The sequence below is a fragment of the Chryseobacterium capnotolerans genome, assembly GCF_021278965.1.
Classification (GTDB): domain Bacteria; phylum Bacteroidota; class Bacteroidia; order Flavobacteriales; family Weeksellaceae; genus Chryseobacterium; species Chryseobacterium capnotolerans.
In genome coordinates, this window is the sequence record NZ_CP065589.1 from 2235125 (window position 1) to 2250661 (window position 15537).

The 15537-nt window shown below is 34.4% G+C and carries 18 protein-coding genes; 5 read left to right on the forward strand and 13 right to left on the reverse strand.

The window, feature by feature from the left end; translation table 11 throughout:
- Window positions 1-82: 82 nt before the first annotated feature.
- The 8 genes from hisG to H5J24_RS10660 all read right to left on the reverse strand — a co-directional run bounded on the left by hisG (window position 83) and on the right by H5J24_RS10660 (window position 7609).
- Window positions 83-940, reverse strand: coding sequence for an ATP phosphoribosyltransferase (gene hisG, locus H5J24_RS10625; RefSeq protein WP_068943202.1), 858 nt, complete (start codon window positions 938-940; stop codon window positions 83-85).
- Between the two features lie 248 nt (window positions 941-1188).
- Entirely contained in the window at window positions 1189-2286 is a 1098-nt protein-coding gene (locus H5J24_RS10630) for a glycosyltransferase family 4 protein (protein ID WP_068943201.1), read from the reverse strand.
- Entirely contained in the window at window positions 2283-3059 is a 777-nt protein-coding gene (locus tag H5J24_RS10635) for a polysaccharide deacetylase family protein (protein WP_068943200.1), read from the reverse strand. Before H5J24_RS10635 ends, H5J24_RS10630 begins: the two co-directional genes overlap by 4 nt.
- Window positions 3060-3989 carry a glycosyltransferase family 2 protein gene (locus H5J24_RS10640; RefSeq protein WP_068943199.1) on the reverse strand — a complete coding sequence of 310 codons (930 nt, stop codon included), beginning with the start codon at window positions 3987-3989 and terminating at the stop codon, window positions 3060-3062. It abuts the gene before it with no gap.
- Window positions 3990-3992: 3 nt separating this feature from the next.
- Window positions 3993-5162, reverse strand: coding sequence for a glycosyltransferase family 87 protein (locus H5J24_RS10645; protein WP_082811204.1), 1170 nt, complete (start codon window positions 5160-5162; stop codon window positions 3993-3995).
- A gap of 30 nt (window positions 5163-5192) precedes the next feature.
- Window positions 5193-6005 carry a 2,3,4,5-tetrahydropyridine-2,6-dicarboxylate N-succinyltransferase gene (locus tag H5J24_RS10650; RefSeq protein ID WP_068943197.1) on the reverse strand — a complete coding sequence of 271 codons (813 nt, stop codon included), beginning with the start codon at window positions 6003-6005 and terminating at the stop codon, window positions 5193-5195.
- 82 nt (window positions 6006-6087) lie between these two features.
- A complete protein-coding gene (locus H5J24_RS10655) occupies window positions 6088-6582 on the reverse strand; it encodes a methyltransferase family protein (protein ID WP_232816294.1) in 495 nt (164 codons plus the stop codon).
- A gap of 280 nt (window positions 6583-6862) precedes the next feature.
- Window positions 6863-7609 carry a helix-turn-helix domain-containing protein gene (locus H5J24_RS10660; protein ID WP_232816295.1) on the reverse strand — a complete coding sequence of 249 codons (747 nt, stop codon included), beginning with the start codon at window positions 7607-7609 and terminating at the stop codon, window positions 6863-6865.
- Between the two features lie 274 nt (window positions 7610-7883).
- Here H5J24_RS10660 and H5J24_RS10665 point away from each other — a divergent pair, with 274 nt between their 5' ends.
- Window positions 7884-9071, forward strand: a complete 1188-nt coding sequence (locus H5J24_RS10665) for an MFS transporter (RefSeq protein WP_068943195.1) — start codon at window positions 7884-7886, stop codon at window positions 9069-9071.
- 257 nt (window positions 9072-9328) lie between these two features.
- Here H5J24_RS10665 and H5J24_RS10670 read toward each other — a convergent pair whose 3' ends face one another.
- Window positions 9329-9655 carry a LytR/AlgR family response regulator transcription factor gene (locus tag H5J24_RS10670; protein WP_068943194.1) on the reverse strand — a complete coding sequence of 109 codons (327 nt, stop codon included), beginning with the start codon at window positions 9653-9655 and terminating at the stop codon, window positions 9329-9331.
- A gap of 8 nt (window positions 9656-9663) precedes the next feature.
- Window positions 9664-10203 carry a C40 family peptidase gene (locus tag H5J24_RS10675; protein WP_068945085.1) on the reverse strand — a complete coding sequence of 180 codons (540 nt, stop codon included), beginning with the start codon at window positions 10201-10203 and terminating at the stop codon, window positions 9664-9666.
- Between the two features lie 185 nt (window positions 10204-10388).
- Between H5J24_RS10675 and H5J24_RS10680 the strand changes: the two genes are divergently transcribed.
- The gene (locus H5J24_RS10680; protein WP_068943193.1) at window positions 10389-11021 is read left to right on the forward strand and encodes a hypothetical protein; all 633 of its coding nucleotides are present in this window, start codon (window positions 10389-10391) and stop codon (window positions 11019-11021) included.
- Between the two features lie 32 nt (window positions 11022-11053).
- Here the strand turns inward: H5J24_RS10680 and H5J24_RS10685 are convergent, their stop codons facing one another.
- Complete coding sequence (locus tag H5J24_RS10685) at window positions 11054-11422, reverse strand: hypothetical protein (protein ID WP_068943192.1); 369 nt, start codon at window positions 11420-11422, stop codon at window positions 11054-11056.
- 412 nt (window positions 11423-11834) lie between these two features.
- Between H5J24_RS10685 and H5J24_RS10690 the strand changes: the two genes are divergently transcribed.
- The gene (locus H5J24_RS10690; protein ID WP_232816296.1) at window positions 11835-12497 is read left to right on the forward strand and encodes a hypothetical protein; all 663 of its coding nucleotides are present in this window, start codon (window positions 11835-11837) and stop codon (window positions 12495-12497) included.
- Between the two features lie 94 nt (window positions 12498-12591).
- Here the strand turns inward: H5J24_RS10690 and H5J24_RS10695 are convergent, their stop codons facing one another.
- Both H5J24_RS10695 and H5J24_RS10700 read right to left on the reverse strand, forming a co-directional pair.
- Entirely contained in the window at window positions 12592-13359 is a 768-nt protein-coding gene (locus H5J24_RS10695; RefSeq protein WP_068943190.1) for a leucine-rich repeat domain-containing protein, read from the reverse strand.
- Window positions 13360-13418: 59 nt separating this feature from the next.
- Window positions 13419-14042 (reverse strand): hypothetical protein, encoded by a 624-nt coding sequence (locus H5J24_RS10700; protein ID WP_068943189.1) that lies wholly within the window; start codon window positions 14040-14042, stop codon window positions 13419-13421.
- A gap of 445 nt (window positions 14043-14487) precedes the next feature.
- On the opposite strand from H5J24_RS10700, the gene H5J24_RS10705 reads away from it, so the two are divergent.
- Window positions 14488-14988 (forward strand): DUF8051 family protein, encoded by a 501-nt coding sequence (locus H5J24_RS10705; RefSeq protein ID WP_068945084.1) that lies wholly within the window; start codon window positions 14488-14490, stop codon window positions 14986-14988.
- Window positions 14988-15530 (forward strand): TetR/AcrR family transcriptional regulator, encoded by a 543-nt coding sequence (locus tag H5J24_RS10710; protein WP_068943188.1) that lies wholly within the window; start codon window positions 14988-14990, stop codon window positions 15528-15530. The genes H5J24_RS10705 and H5J24_RS10710 overlap by 1 nt, the downstream gene beginning before the upstream one ends.
- The last annotated feature ends 7 nt before the right edge of the window (window positions 15531-15537 follow it).

Below are 15537 nucleotides of genomic sequence, written 5' to 3' on the forward strand. Positions count from 1 at the left end.
ATATTTTATTAGCTTTTTAAACTTAACTTATCTTAATTTTACTTTACTATTCGTTACTTTTCTTAACAGTTATTATCTTTCTCTAAATCACCATTTTATCAATCGGAATAATGAGGATATCCTGCGCTCCGTTTGCCTTCAGTTCATCAATAACTTCCCAGAACCTTTCTTCATCAATCACAGAATGAATGCTGCTCCAGCCCTCTTCTGCCAAAGGAATCACCGTTGGACTTTTCAGTACAGGAAGTACATCTGCCACTTTTTGAATCATGTCATTGGGAACGTTCATCAGGATGTATTTTGAGTTTTTCGCCTTTAAGACTGCTTTAATTCTGAAAATAAATTTATCCAGAATAGCTGCTTTTTCTGTTGATAATTGTGGAGTCTGCGCCAGAACCGCTTCTGATTTTAAAAGTGTTACAGTTTCTCTCAATCCGTTTTTAAATAAAGTACTTCCGGAACTTACAATATCACAAATCCCGTCTGCAAGCCCAATGTTGGGTGCAATTTCTACAGAACCTGAAATAACGTGGATATCTGAAGTGATTCCTTTTGTTTCTAAAAAGTTTTTAAGGGTGTTTGGGTAGGAAGTGGCAATTTTTCGGCCTTGAAAGTAAGTCAGATCATCGGTTTCCACTTCTTTTGGAATAGCGATAGATACACGACATTTTGAAAAGCCTAGTTTCTCAACAATCTGAATTCTTTTCTGTTTTTCAATTAAAAGATTTTCGCCAACGATGGCTACATCCACCACCCCGTCTTCAAGGTATTGAGGGATATCTGAATTTCGCAGATACATGATTTCCATCGGAAAGTTGTCTACGGAGACTTTAAGCTGGTCTTTTCCGTTGTTCACAAAGATTCCGCAGTCTTTGAGAAGCTGCAGGGATTCTTCGTATAAACGGCCACTTTTCTGGATCGCAATTTTTAATTTACTCATTTCGTCTTTTTTGAGTCCGAGTAAATAAAAACTGATCTGTTGAAATTTCTGAGGAGAATTCAGGAAACAAAAAAACCGTCTACTTACTCAGACGGTTTTTAAATATTTTTGATTTTAGCATAATCCTATATCAATCAATTCCGCCTAACAGAGATGATGATAATAATGATGTAATGCTAAAAAAATTGGTTTCATTGTATTGAATTATGATGCAAATGTAGGATTTATTTTTAAAATGCAAAGTTTTTTCAGATAATTTTTTGATAAAGATTCATTAAATTCTTTGCAATAGGTTCATCATTAAACTTCTGAACAAACTCGAATCCCTTTTCCTCACGGCGTTTTCGCTCGGATTCATTTTCCCATAAAAATTTTATCTTGGCTCTGATGTCAAGATCATTATTCGGATCGATATAAACGGAATCTTTTCCTCCTGCTTCCGGCAGACAGCTTGTATTGCTTGTTACGACAACTGTTTTTGAGAAAAGAGCTTCTATCACTGGGATTCCGAATCCTTCAAAGAAACTCGGATACACAAAAATATCAGCTAATTTATAAATTATAGCAAGCTCATCCATAGCAACTCCTTCCAGAAACAACACTTGCTTTTCCATCTTATTTTTCTTCAGGAAATGTTCTATTTTCTGATAATATTTAGTCTTTCTGCCTACCACTACCAGAGGAATTTCTGTGTCTTTAATAGCCTTCACCACAGTCAACAGGTTCTTTCTATCTTCAATGGTTCCAACATTCAAAATGAACCTTTCCGGAAGCTTGAATTTATCTTTGGCAGCCTGGACCTGTTCAGGAGACTGCTGTTCTTTAAATGCATGGTGACAGCCTTGGTAAATGACTTCAATTTTGCTTTCAGGGACTTTTAAAAATTGAATAATATCTCTTTTAGTCTGTTCTGATATGGCAATAACCTTATCCGCCATAGCAGCCGCTTTTTTAAACTTCCAAAGATGTATTTTGCGGTCAAAAAAGGAATAATACTGCGGATATCTCACAAAGATCAGATCATGGATGGTTACGATCTTTTTAATAGGTTTCTGATCCCATTTCAAAGGCAATTCACCGGATAAACCATGAAAAATATCCGCACCCAGCTTTTGGGCATCTTTTCCCATTTTAAGCTGGCGCGAGAGGCTTCCTTTTGAAGTTTCTACAAACTTTACATTGGGACGGTCAAGAATATCCTTTCCACGCTCAGATTTGTTTTTATTGAGCAGCAGATATTCGTTGTCCGGTTCATATTGAGAAAGAATTCTTACCAGATCTCTTGAATAATTGCCCAGCCCGGATGTGTTATGGAAAAAACGTTTTGCGTCAAAAGCAATTTTCATGCGTGTATCTGTTTTTGAAATTCCTGAAAGGTACCAAAGGTATGGCCTTTTTCTTTAAGCCATCCCACAAAGGTATCAAATCTTTCTACCATCTCTTTTCCGGAATTTTTCACTGTAAAACCAGGAAGTTTGAATGCTTCATCTTTAATGGATGAAAATTCCCAGGGATGGAAATAAATATTCAGATACTTATCCTTTTTCAATACATCAGCTGCCAGCTTTTTATAGATCGCTAATGGAAAATTATGAAAGCTTAACCAGAATAAAGGAATTCTGAAATTCGGGGATACTGATGCAGGAACCTGCATTACATTTCCTTCATTAAAGTAAGTTCTCGATACTTTAAGGTTGTTATATCTTCCTGGTAAAAATGTTGGATTAATGGATGAATTGTATGAATATCCAGCTTTTTCCACTTCTTTTTCATCTACAGGCATCATTCTCGGCATTCTTAAGCCTGTTACTTTTGTGGAGAATAACTCTTCCAGTCTTTCTCTTGATTCTTTGAGATGTTTATCTTCAAACTCTGAGTGAAACCAAGTGTGAGAAGCGAGCTCATGACCTTCATTCAGTAGTCTTTCAATAAGATGTTTACTGTTTTCGGCAAAGACTACGGTAGAAAAAAAGGTAGCTTTTGCTCCATGTTTTTTCAGAATATTTAAAATATTTTCAAGTCCGTGCTGAGATATAGAGATTTGTTTATCAAAAGAGATCTCGCCTTTATATTCTAAAGGCATGTCAAACTCCTCGATATCAAAACTTAATAAAACCATTTAAAAATTTTTGTTTTTTATAATATAATTAGGTCTTTCTTTAACCTGTTTAAAGATTTTCCCTAAATAAATACCAATGATTCCGAGGATGATGAGTTGAATTCCTCCAAAGAATACAATGGTCATAATTAATGATGCCCAACCTGAGATTTCAGTATGAACAACAAATGAGTGAATCACATAAGCAACATATCCAATTACTGAAAAAAGAGAGAATAAAAAGCCCAGATAAGCTGCTAAATAAAGTGGTTTTACACTAAAAGCAGTAATTCCTGTAAACGCAAATTTGAGCATTTTTTTGAGGTTATAACTGCTTTCTCCTGCCATTCTTTCTCCTGCAGTAAAATCGATGCCGATTTGTTTGTAGCCCATCCAGCTTGTTAGCCCTCTTAAGAACAGATCATCTTCTTTAAAACTTCTCATCGCTTCTACAGCATTGGCATCCATCAATCTGAAATCAGATCCGCCTCCTTTGGTAAGGTTTACATCTGAAAGGCTGGATAAAAGCTTATAAAAAACATCTGAAGTCTTTCTTTTAAAATAAGAAATCTGTTTAGGATAGGTTCTTACCGTATACACAATATCATAGCCTTCCTCCCATTTTTGAATCATTTCAGGGATTAATTCAGGGGGATGCTGAAGATCGCCATCCATTGAAACCACAGCATTTCCATGTGCATAATCCATCCCGGCCTTTACCGCCGGCTGGTGTCCAAAATTTCTGGAAAATTCAATAAATTTTACTTCTTCATACTTTTGGGACAGTTCTTCCAACTTCTGCTGTGTGCTATCCCTGCTCCCATCATTCACAAAAATGATTTCAAAATCATAATTCTCCAGCCCTGAAAAAACTTCTTTTATTTTTTCATGAACTAAAGCCACATTTCCTTCTTCGTTATGGGCAGGAATGACAATAGAAATTTTCTTCATACATTAATTTAAAGTGTAGTCCTTCTCAAAGTCTTTGGTCATCAGTTCGTAAATAACTCTGAACCAAACAACGATACAAGGTACGGCTTTCAAAGAATATTTAATAATATAATTTTGTTTGATAAATTTCGGAAATAAATCCGATGGTGAAAAACAGGTTAAAATGATAACAAATACCAATAATCCAATTATGAAAGGCGTTTTTCCCTTTTGAAGGGTAAACCAGATCATTACTCCTGCTACGGCAATGATATACGTTGGTGATTCTGAACCTGAGCTAAACAACACCAAAAACAGCAATGTAGAAGCCAGAATCATCAATTGAAATGCATAGTTTTTATATTGCTTGATTCTGATATAGGGTAATGCAAATAAAGGAACACCAAAAGCTAAAAAGGTAAGATTGGAAATGGAAGCATCCCCCAAAATTCTTCTTACAAACCCCATTAGCGATATATCCTGCATATTTCCTAATATCTGATTATCACCATTTTTCGCAATCAGAGACGTTACCCAGTCTGAGTAACTCTGAATGACAAATTGCGGGCTTGAGTAGATCATTGGGATCACAAAACACAGGACGGCAATACCGATTCCTGCAAGAATAAACTTCACTTTATTTTTGATAAAGAAAAACTGTGACAAGCCTACAATTCCATAAATTTTCACAAAAATTCCCACAACAATAGCAGTTGCTGACTGTACTTCTTTTCTTTCGTAAATAAATGTTGCAGACAGCATTAAAAGCCCTGCCAAAGCCACATTAAACTGTAAACTCACTGCCGCAGTGATGAATTCCTGCAGACATAATAAAGCAAAAAGAGCTTTTTTAGGATCAGAAAATGGAAGTTTATAAATAGCATATAGAAAAACAGCTGTATTGGCAACATTCCAAAGAGCAATTCCCATCCAATCCGGCATTACTGCAAAAGGAGCAATCAGCAAACTGAATAAGATACCATAATGGTTGGTATCACCATAACGCTCAGGGTATGCCAGATACAAGTTTTTCTCATCAATGGTATTAAAGAAAACTCCTTTGAAAATCAGGTAATTGTTAATCGCCTGAGGACCTCTGGAGAGCTTAGAAAGTGCAGTAGCTATGGCTACAATAATATAAACCCCAAATATATATTTAGGGTTTAATAGTATCTTAAGAAATTTTTCTTTCAAAATAAGTGGTATTAGTTTAAAAACCTAATCTTAAACAGCTACATTATTTTCTCTCAATGCATCATTAAGAGATGTTTTTTTATCTGTAGATTCTTTTCTCTGACCGATGATCAGAGCACAAGGAACCTGATATTCTCCAGCTGGATATTGTTTTGTATAGCTTCCCGGGATTACTACAGAACGAGCAGGAACTCTTCCTTTAATTTCGATAGGTTCGCTTCCTGTTACATCAATGATTTTTGTAGATGCTGTTAAAACAACATTCGCTCCCAATACTGCTTCTCTTTCTACATGCACTCCTTCTACCACGATACATCTTGAACCGATAAAACAATCATCTTCAATGATTACCGGAGCTGCTTGTAATGGCTCTAATACACCACCGATTCCAACACCGCCGCTCAAGTGAACATTTTTACCGATCTGTGCACAGCTTCCTACTGTTGCCCAGGTATCTACCATTGTTCCTGAATCTACATAAGCTCCAATGTTGACATAAGACGGCATCATAATTACCCCTGAAGCGACGAAAGATCCTTCTCTGGCAATTGCATGAGGAACTACTCTCACTCCTTTTTCCGCATAATTTTTCTTTAAAGGAATCTTGTCATGGAATTCAAATGGACCTACTTCAATAGTTTCCATCTTTTGGATCGGGAAATACATTACTACTGCTTTCTTCACCCACTCATTTACCTGCCATCCGTTTTCCGTAGGCTCTGCTACACGAAGTTCTCCGGAATCTAATAAAGAAATAACCTCTCTGATCGCTTTTTGGCTGTCTTCATTTTGTAATAGTTCTCTATTATCCCAAATGTTTTCAATAGTTTGTTGTAACGACATGTTTCTTATTTAAATTAGTTTGAAAAATTATACCCGTCAAAGATACAAAAAGTTCAGCAAAACGATTTTTAAGTTTTTGCTTTTAATAAAGGTGTAACATACGTCCAACTCTCTTTTTATAAGTCAGATAAACAGAGCCGTGCTGTCTCTGTAAATGTTCTTCTTCAAGACGAATCTGAATCTGCATTAAGATACTGCCGATTATCAACAAAAAGAAGGCAATTACTGTAGGGTAAGCAAAGAAAAACCCGATAAGGCTTAGCGTCATCCCTAAAAAAATAGGATTTCGTGAAAACCGAAATAATCCGATTGTAATAAGTTCTGTTTTCATGTGCTCATCGATGCCTATGCGCCAGGAGTTTTTCATTTGAAATTGTGCAATAACCACCCAGATAAAGGCTAAAATCATTAATCCAACTCCAATGTACTGAAACAGATTAAAGCTCAAAAAATCTATTCCAAATAATTCTCTTACCCTTGGAAAAGGTAAAGGCAATAAGGCATAAATGAATAAAACGATGAGAATCAGCTTGAAATACCAACCTACTAACGCATAAGCAGAATCATCTTTTGGCAATACATTAGGATTCTTGCCAATTTTCCTTGCAACAGCTATACTGATTCCAAGAAATGAAACAGCAAAAAAAAAGTATAAAATAACACGGGATAAAAAATCGGATAAAATCTGTCATGCTTATTTGTTTGCAGCAAATTTCAATAATTTTTGATGTGCAATACTATTGCAATCTTTTTTCAATTGTTGTGAATGATTATTAAATTCTCATTAAAGTAATTAAAGACAGCCAAAACTTAAATATAAATATAACACTATATAACAAAACATTACATAAGTTTACTTAATCTATAACTTTAGATAATGATTTGCTTTTTTTAAACTCGGTCAGACTCATGTTATGCTGCTTTTTGAAGAACTTATTGAGATGACTTTCATCAGAAAAACCAAACTCGGTGACTATCTCATTAATCCTCATATCGCTAAAAAGAAGCCGATGTTCAATCAATCTTAATTTATAATTCAGGATATAATGGGTAATGGTTTCTCCGCAATGGTTTTTAAAATAGCTGCCAAGATAGGTTTCGGAAAGTCCAAATTTATGAGCGATGACAGCCACCTTTAAAAGTGCCGGATCATGGATATTTCCCTGGATATAATCAATGATCTCCACTATTCTTTTATCTGTATTGGATGCTATATGTTCAACCCGCATCTTTGATATATTCCTGGCAGCAATCACAATTAATGCATTCACGTAATGCAGGGTCAGCTCCTCCTGATAAAGATCCGGATAATTCAGACCGTGAAGCAGTGAAGTGACAATAGAATCCACCAAAACAACATCCGGCTTATTCTGTAAAATACATCCGGAAAGATAAGAAGCCCCATACAATAAGCATCCTATTGAATCAATACTATTCCATTTGTAATCCTTTACATAACGTTCACTAAACTTTACAAGTAAAAGCTCAGTTTTTTCCTCAACTTTCAAGTGGTGTTCATCATCAGGAGTTAGTAATATCAGGCTGCCCTTGCTATAAGAAGCTATATTGTTATTTATGGTAAAGGAACCTTTTCCGGAAATCACATAGATGATCTGAAAAAAGAGAAACGATTGCCTGTTAAAGGGCAATTTTCAGTTTCATGATATTCAACTTTTACCAATTGATCTATATTCTCTCTTTTCATATGAAGATATTTAATTGTTTTTTAATGGTCATATGCAATCGCGTCATCCTCATTTGTGGTTGCGTTGGCAAATCATGACGATTTCATGCGGTAAAAATACTTATTTATCATTAAAATGTACTGATTTTTTACGTTTTTTCTGTTCAAATTTGCTACATTAAAATTTAAAATCAATGAAAAGATCAATCTATGTCCTGGCGCTAGGTGCTTTTGGCATTATTACTACCGAATTTGGGGTTGTGGGTATTCTTCCTACGATCAGCAGGCAATTCGGGGTATCAATTGATACGGCAGGATGGCTGCTGAGCGCTTTTGCTATCACAGTGGCTGTTTCCTCCCCTTTTATCACTTCTTTTACCAGCAAAATAAACCGTAAGTTTCTTCTATGTCTCGTGATGAGCATATTTGTTCTTTCCAATCTTATCTCTGCTTTTTCCACCAACTTTACGATGCTTATGATTGCCCGTATTTTACCAGCCATACTGCATCCTTTGTTCTGGAATATCTCCATTGCCATTGCCTTCAAAGAAAAGGGAGCAAAAGGAGTATCTACTGTCATGCTGGGACTGAGTCTTGCCACCGTTCTTGGTATTCCTATGACGACTTATGCTGCAGATCTTTTTCATGATTGGAAAGCTTCATTTTTCCTGAGCAGTATCATCAGCTTTATTGCGTTTATCGGGTTATTGCTTTTTATACCCTCTCTCCCTGCAGAAAAAGAAAAATCAGAGCAAAATCAGTTCGTTATTTTGAAAAACCCTCTTTTGTGGATCAATCTGATTTCCACCATCGGTACATTAGCAGCCATGTTCTCAAGCTATACTTACCTTACGGCTTATCTTGAAGAAATTACCAAAATGAATGGAGCCCAGATCAGTATCATGCTGCTTCTTTTCGGAGGCATGGGAACCCTTGGCAACTGGCTTATGGGAATAGTTTTAAGCCGAAATGTAAAGCTCACAACAAGATTGTTTTTGCTGCTTCTCATTTCAGTACAAATTCTGGCTTACTTTCTGGGCGGACTTTTTGTTCCTATGGTTATTATTGTATCTTTTTGGGGCATGATCCACACAGGTGGCTTTTTAGTCTCCAATATCAGAACTACACAAAACATTCCTCATCATGCGCTGGAATTTGTTAACAGTTTGCTCACATCATCTTTTAATATCGGGATTTCATTAGGTGCATTTCTTGGTGGGATAGTAAGCGCTTATTATGGAGTTCAGTATGTTCTTTCAGTGAGTGTCTTGCTACTTACAGCAACATTATTCCTGAGTTTCTTTTCGTTCCCTAAAAGCATTACGACAGACGAAAGCAGTGAAGAAAAAGAACTTGGAACAACGGTTTGTGAACATATTTAATTCATTTTATATTCATCTATTTGAAAGCAACTCTTTAGGGGTTGCTTTTTTTTAGGTTTAAAGCCTATGGAATTAATTTTAATATTAAAATGATAATGCATAGATAGATTATGAGTTCTGATATATTCCAATGCTTTGTTTTTATTCATTTGATAAGTTTTTGTAAACCTAAGTGAAGAAGAATTGAATAAAAACTTTTTTTATACCGATAGATTAAAATCAGATGTATATGATTGATTTCTTAATGTTGATAGAATTTAAAGCATCATTTTACTGATGGCTTCAAGAAGACAGTCTTTATAGCTTTTGGCTACAGTAATTTTTAAATCTCCGCATAACAGCTGGTTATCTTCAAAAGATTCAATATTCGTTAAGTTAACGATATATGAGTTATGAACCCGCATAAATTCCTTCGGCAGGTTTTCGATCAGATCTTTGAGTGTTCTGTAATAAACATATCTTTTCCGGTCTATGGTATGTACTTCTACATAGTTCCCCAGACCTTTGATAATATTGATATCCTTAAAGAAAAGTTTTACCAGCTTTTTGTCTGTTTTAATAAAAGCAAACGTTCTGTCCTCCATTGGAATTATTATAAAATTCTTTGGGCATGAAGATAAGCTTTATTCCAGTATTTTTCGTTCAGGGATGAAATAATAACTCCTTTTGAAGTGGAAGCATGAATGAACTTCACTTCTCCGTCCGGGCCAATGTCATGAACAATTCCTACATGGGAAACCCTGCTTCCTCCGGCAGTAGCAAAAAACAGCAAGTCACCAGGTTTTACATCCCTGATATCAATGTTTTTCCCGGTTCCGGCCTGATCGGTTGATCTTCTTGGAAGGCTAAAGTCATTTTCTTCAAACACTTTTACAGTAAAACCGGAACAATCAAAACCTGAAGATGTATTCCCTCCGAATTTATAAGGAGTTCCAAGGTATTTCTCAGCATCTTTTAGGACATCATTGATGGACCTTGATACATTTCCATCGAATTTAGAATCCAATTTTCTCAGATTTTCAGATTTCACTACGGTTTTAGAGCCCGGTTTCTTGCTGGAAGAAACGTTTTTTGAAGAGCCGCAAGACACTACAAAAGCAGATGCAATCAGCCAAAGAGAAAGCTGCTTTATACTCAATTTTTTTCAAATAATCCTGGTCCCATACTCGTCTGATTTTTACTTGATTAACGATTGATGTACAAATATACATTTTATATTTTAATTATATTATAACTATACTACAACTATATGATAAATATATGTTAAAATTTTGATTTCCGTTATTTATTGCTATATTTGGAATTCAATTTTGCGATATGGCAACTTATGAAAGTCTCATTAAGATTAAAGGTTCTGTAGGTGACCTTGTTTTTTATACTCTGAATGGAAAAAATGTGGTTCGGAAGAAAAGCGGGTTCAATAAAACGGCTTTTAAAAAGAATCCGTCTTATGAAAAAGTAAGGCAAAACAGTTCTGAATTCGGACATTGTTCTAAAACCGGAAAGATCATCAGAAACAGCCTGGATCTTTATCTTAAAGAAACAGGAGATGCCCTACTCTACCAGAGTTTTGCAAAGCTGATGACTGAAATAAAAAATCTGGACACCATTTCCGGAAGAGGAAAACGAACGGTTGAAAGCGGTTTAAAGACTGAGGAAGGAAAAAGACTCTTGAAATCTTTTCAGTTTGGTGAAATAAAAAATGTATCGGCAGAAATTGAACGTCAAGACTGTACCCTTATTAAAAAAAGTGCTCAAGTTGAAAAAGCAATACTCATTACTTTAAAGCTGGATTCAGAAAATTATACTATTGAAAAGACTGAAGAAGAGTGCTCTTTTGATGATCATCATGCATCTTTTAAAGAATATTTCTCAGGTGCTGACTGTGTGCTTTATTTTGTCGTATTGAAGAATGAAAAAAATGAAATTTCCCATATGGGATTTGTATAAATAAAAAGCCTGCAAATTTGCAGGCTTTTGTTTTATTTCTTTTCCCCGTTCCAGGTTCCGTATTGTGCCGGAGTTGGAAGGGTGTTTGACCAGCTTCCGTTTCCTTTTTTATCCGGATTAAGTTTTCCTTTAAATTCTCCTTTTGACGGAAGACCTACTGTTCCTACCAGATCTCCAGTGGTACTTAACTTACCGGCAATATTATAGTTCTCACTGCTAACATCGGAATGCATGGTTCCTGATACTTTACCAGTTTTATCCACCACAAAGTTCCACACTCCCTTATCTCCTCCTTCATAAGTTCCGGACCATGTTCCTACATAATCATAGATTGTATCATCATCCGAACTACAACCGATAAATAAAAATGCCGTTAGTAAAAGTAAAAAAAGTTTCTTCATAGTTTCAGTAGTTTTATAACCTAAAATCCTGTTATCCTCTATTCCATTTTATTTAAGAATATGCTGTCATAGAGAATGAGCTTAATATTTATTATTTTTTAATTCCGTGCAAATCTACTAATTTTTTCATTCAAATTATCTGAATTTTAATGAGTAGACAATATGTTTATTAAAAACCAACATATTTCGGCTAAAATACAACTATTTTTCAAACAAATTCAACAACCATAAACTTTGAATTAATATTTCAAAGGTTTGTTTAAAATTTTCATTAAAAACACATTTTTGAATATAAATTTAGATGTTAAGTATTTTTAATTAGTTTTTTATTATCTATTAAAACATATTTCTTACATTAGTGAAAAATTTAAAATGTATTTAAAAAATACCATGAAAACAAAGACTTTTTTTTTTGACAGCACTTGCTTTGTGTAGTTTTGTTGGTGCACAAGTAGGAATTAATACCGCCTCACCAACAAATACATTGGATGTTAACGGATCGGTAAGAGTAAGAGGACTTGCAAATCCTGAAAATAAAATTGTTGCTGCTAATGCTCAGGGGGTTCTGACACTTATCTCTCCTGAAGAGATTTTTGCTCCTAAAGCTTTATTAAATACTTCAATGTCTGCCACTGAGCAAAGATTAACAGTATATGAAGGAAAATGCTTTCAACCTGCAGATAATGCTTCTTCCTGTACTGTTTCTATAAATCATTATACTTCCTGTGCTGGGTTTAGTAATCCTGTAGACACACAAGTAGTAGTAGGACAAGGTATTAATACAGCTAACGGACAATTCTTAGGTTCGTGGACTGCCCGATATATTGATAATAAAGGGTTTGCAAATACTACTGCTATTGCCAACCAAACAGCTCCAGATTATCCCAGAATTTCTTATCCAGCTGCCAATTCTGTAAATTATTTAGGAAGCGGAAATTTTAGCGGGCAGTGTAATACGGATCTGGTAACGACTATTAACCAGACCACTGGAGATATAAAGATAGAATCTGTAAAAAGAAATATGTTTGCCCATCTAGTGTATCTTCTTTCGGTAGCCCGTTCAAGAAGCTTGTAGTAAAGCTCAAAGTGAGAATAAGAATTCTTTGAAAAACAGATTCAATAAAAAAGACTGATGATGATCAGTCTTTTTTAAATACAAACCCTAAGATTTACCATTTATACTCTTTTAGACTAACAAGTCCACTGGTATTCAATTGATTAATATAAGATGATGTAAAAGCTGCAGGTTCCAGATAAAGTTTTTCCAGCTTGCTAAGACCTTCCACATTGATTTTTCTTAAAGGATTACCATTAAGATCAACTTCTTCAAGTTTAGAAAAAGGTCTCAAATCTATTTCTGTGATTAGATTCTTAGAAAGGTCCAATCCTTTAATATCAAAAGAGTCCTCAGCTTTGAATGCTCTTATCTGATTTCTGAAAAGCTGTACATTTTCTAACTTAGGCTTTCTGCTTAGATCTATTGATTCTAAATTGTTTACATTGATTCTTATGTCTTTTAACTTTGTAAGCCCGGAAAGGTCCAGAACAGACAATTCATTCTGATCCATAAAAATCACTTCAAGGTTTGTACAGCCTTTTAATTTGAGCTGCTTAATTTTATTATTGATTCCATAAAGGTATTTGAGATTTCGCATCCCTTCAAGATCAACAATGGTAAGCTTATTATCAAGAAAAGCAAAATCTTCAAGGTTGGTAAAGTTTTTAATCCCTACAACCGAAGAAATGTTGGCGTTATTTACATGCAGCTTTTTAATATTTACTGCTTCTGATTTCTGAATGTTTCCATCTTTATTTGTATCAACGCCCTGGGCTATCAGGGCTTCTTTAAAATTTTCATCAGAAAAATTGATAATTTGGGCTTTTATGGTGAAAATACCTAAATACAAGTATATGAGAATTATTGTAACAGCTTTCATAAGTTTGATTTTTAATGATTCATTTTTATGTAATAACGATGACCTTTAAAAAAGTCCGTTTATTTAGCTATATTGATAGTAGTCACTCTATTATTTCCTGATACTTCAATATATTCTCCTACCTCTTCTTCATAAGCCTTTGATTCATATTGCATCTCTGTTGAAAAATAGCCACCTCCCATCTGGATTCCAAGCATGTTTTTATTGGCAACAACCTCCCCTGACTGAACTTTATTTCCTCTAACTTTTTCCCACTTTACCAAGCTTACAATATAATACTTCCCCGGTTTTATGTTAGTAAAAACAAAATTGCCTTTGTTGTCTCTGGTCTTTGTTTCAATGCGGGCCATAGCAGCTTCCTTTGTCATAGCAGCCTGTTTTTTCCGACTGTTATATTTCTTTTTAAGCTCAAGATATTCAGTAAGATGAGGGGTTGCAGGATATAATAAAACTTTGGACAGGTAGTCCGGATAATTGACATATCCTCTTTTTTTAAATGAAATAGTGCCTTCAATGCTGCCGTTCCCCGGATCAAGCAATTTATAAGCTTCTTCTTTATTAAAAGCAGCTGTAGGAAGAACATATTCTATATTCTTTTGTGCTTTGGTATTAAAGTAAAAACATAAAAGGAAGGGTAAGCTACAAACCCCCAATTGTTGGGGATAAAAGTTAATTTTTATCATGACTCATTATTTAAATATTGTGACTATTATTTTATGTTCCAATCTTAAAGCATTAGTAATACTGAATGAACCAAGCCGGATAATAGATGGATAAGATATTTTTTATCTATTTTTCTTAATAATGCTCTGCATTTAATCCCTTTATTTATCTTATCCTACTCTTTCCAGCAAAATTAGAGCATTCCTTATGTTAGATAATGATCGTTTTATATTTATAATGGTCATTTAACGCTTCTTTAGCTCGTGGCAAAAAATGTAAAGACGAAAATAGGCACTGGGAAACTATTCTTTCATCACAGAGTTCATTACTGCCCAAATAGAATTATTGATTTTAAAAGCAGATATTTTTTCTTGAATGTTTAAAAAATATACCTCTATTTTGATTATTCAGATTAATTGTCTAATTTTACATACCGAACGGTCGGTATATAAAATTGTATATATTATGAAAACATCTAAATTGATGAATACATTACTTATTTTATCATCAGTAAATCTAACATTGATGATCCCCGGAGGATTTATTGAGTCTAGAGATTTTTCGCAAATTTCACCTCTTATTCTGGGAGTATTTAACTTTTTTTTGACAACCTTGGGGATTATAAGTCTATTTCTGGTTTATTTTATTAGTAAGCAGTATGGCTGGGCCTATAGAATAGCCTATTTCTCGGGGATCAGTTATTTTATAGTATACACCATTGATTTATTGGAGGTTTTTCCTAAGTCTCCTACCCCAATGCCTAATTTACTGTTGATTTTAGAAGCACTGGGAATAATTGTATCAATTCCGCTCATGTTTTATGCTCAAAGGAAAATTAAAGAATTTAAAAGCAGAGAAAATGTTGTTCACTATTCAAAATCTTTATATTGGTTTATGGGATTTGCTATTGTCATAGGACTAGGGATTATTATCTTTGCAACCAATGCCGCAATGACAGAAAAGTAATGGATACAAAAGAAAAGATATTATTAGTCTCCTATCAGCAATTTATCAATAAAGGATTTCATAATACTTCCATGCAGCAGCTGGTTGAAGCTTCAGGCTTTTCTAAAGGAGCATTTTATCATCATTTTAAAAACAAAAATGATCTTTATAAGGAAGTTATCAATCATTATTTCCTGCAATTTTATCATTCTGTTGATTGGAGCAGCTATGCAAAGGCTGAAATGACGCTAAAGGATATCGAGGAGAAAATTCAAGACTTTTATTTAGGTTTTATTCCACAGATCCTATCTATTACAGAAAATGGAATGTCTGCATATTATATTATGTATTTTGAAGCATTTACGATTCTTCCACATTTTAAAGAAGAGATCAAAAAGTTTTACAGCAACCTGGAATATCTGCTGACTCATGCAAAAGATAATGGCGAAAGATCAAAAAAAACTGCTACGCAGATTATTGCCAAGTATGAAGGAATATTATTTTTATTAGCCATTAATCCTGCTGTGAATATTCAAACCCTTTTAAAACAAATTAAAGACTGAATCCGAT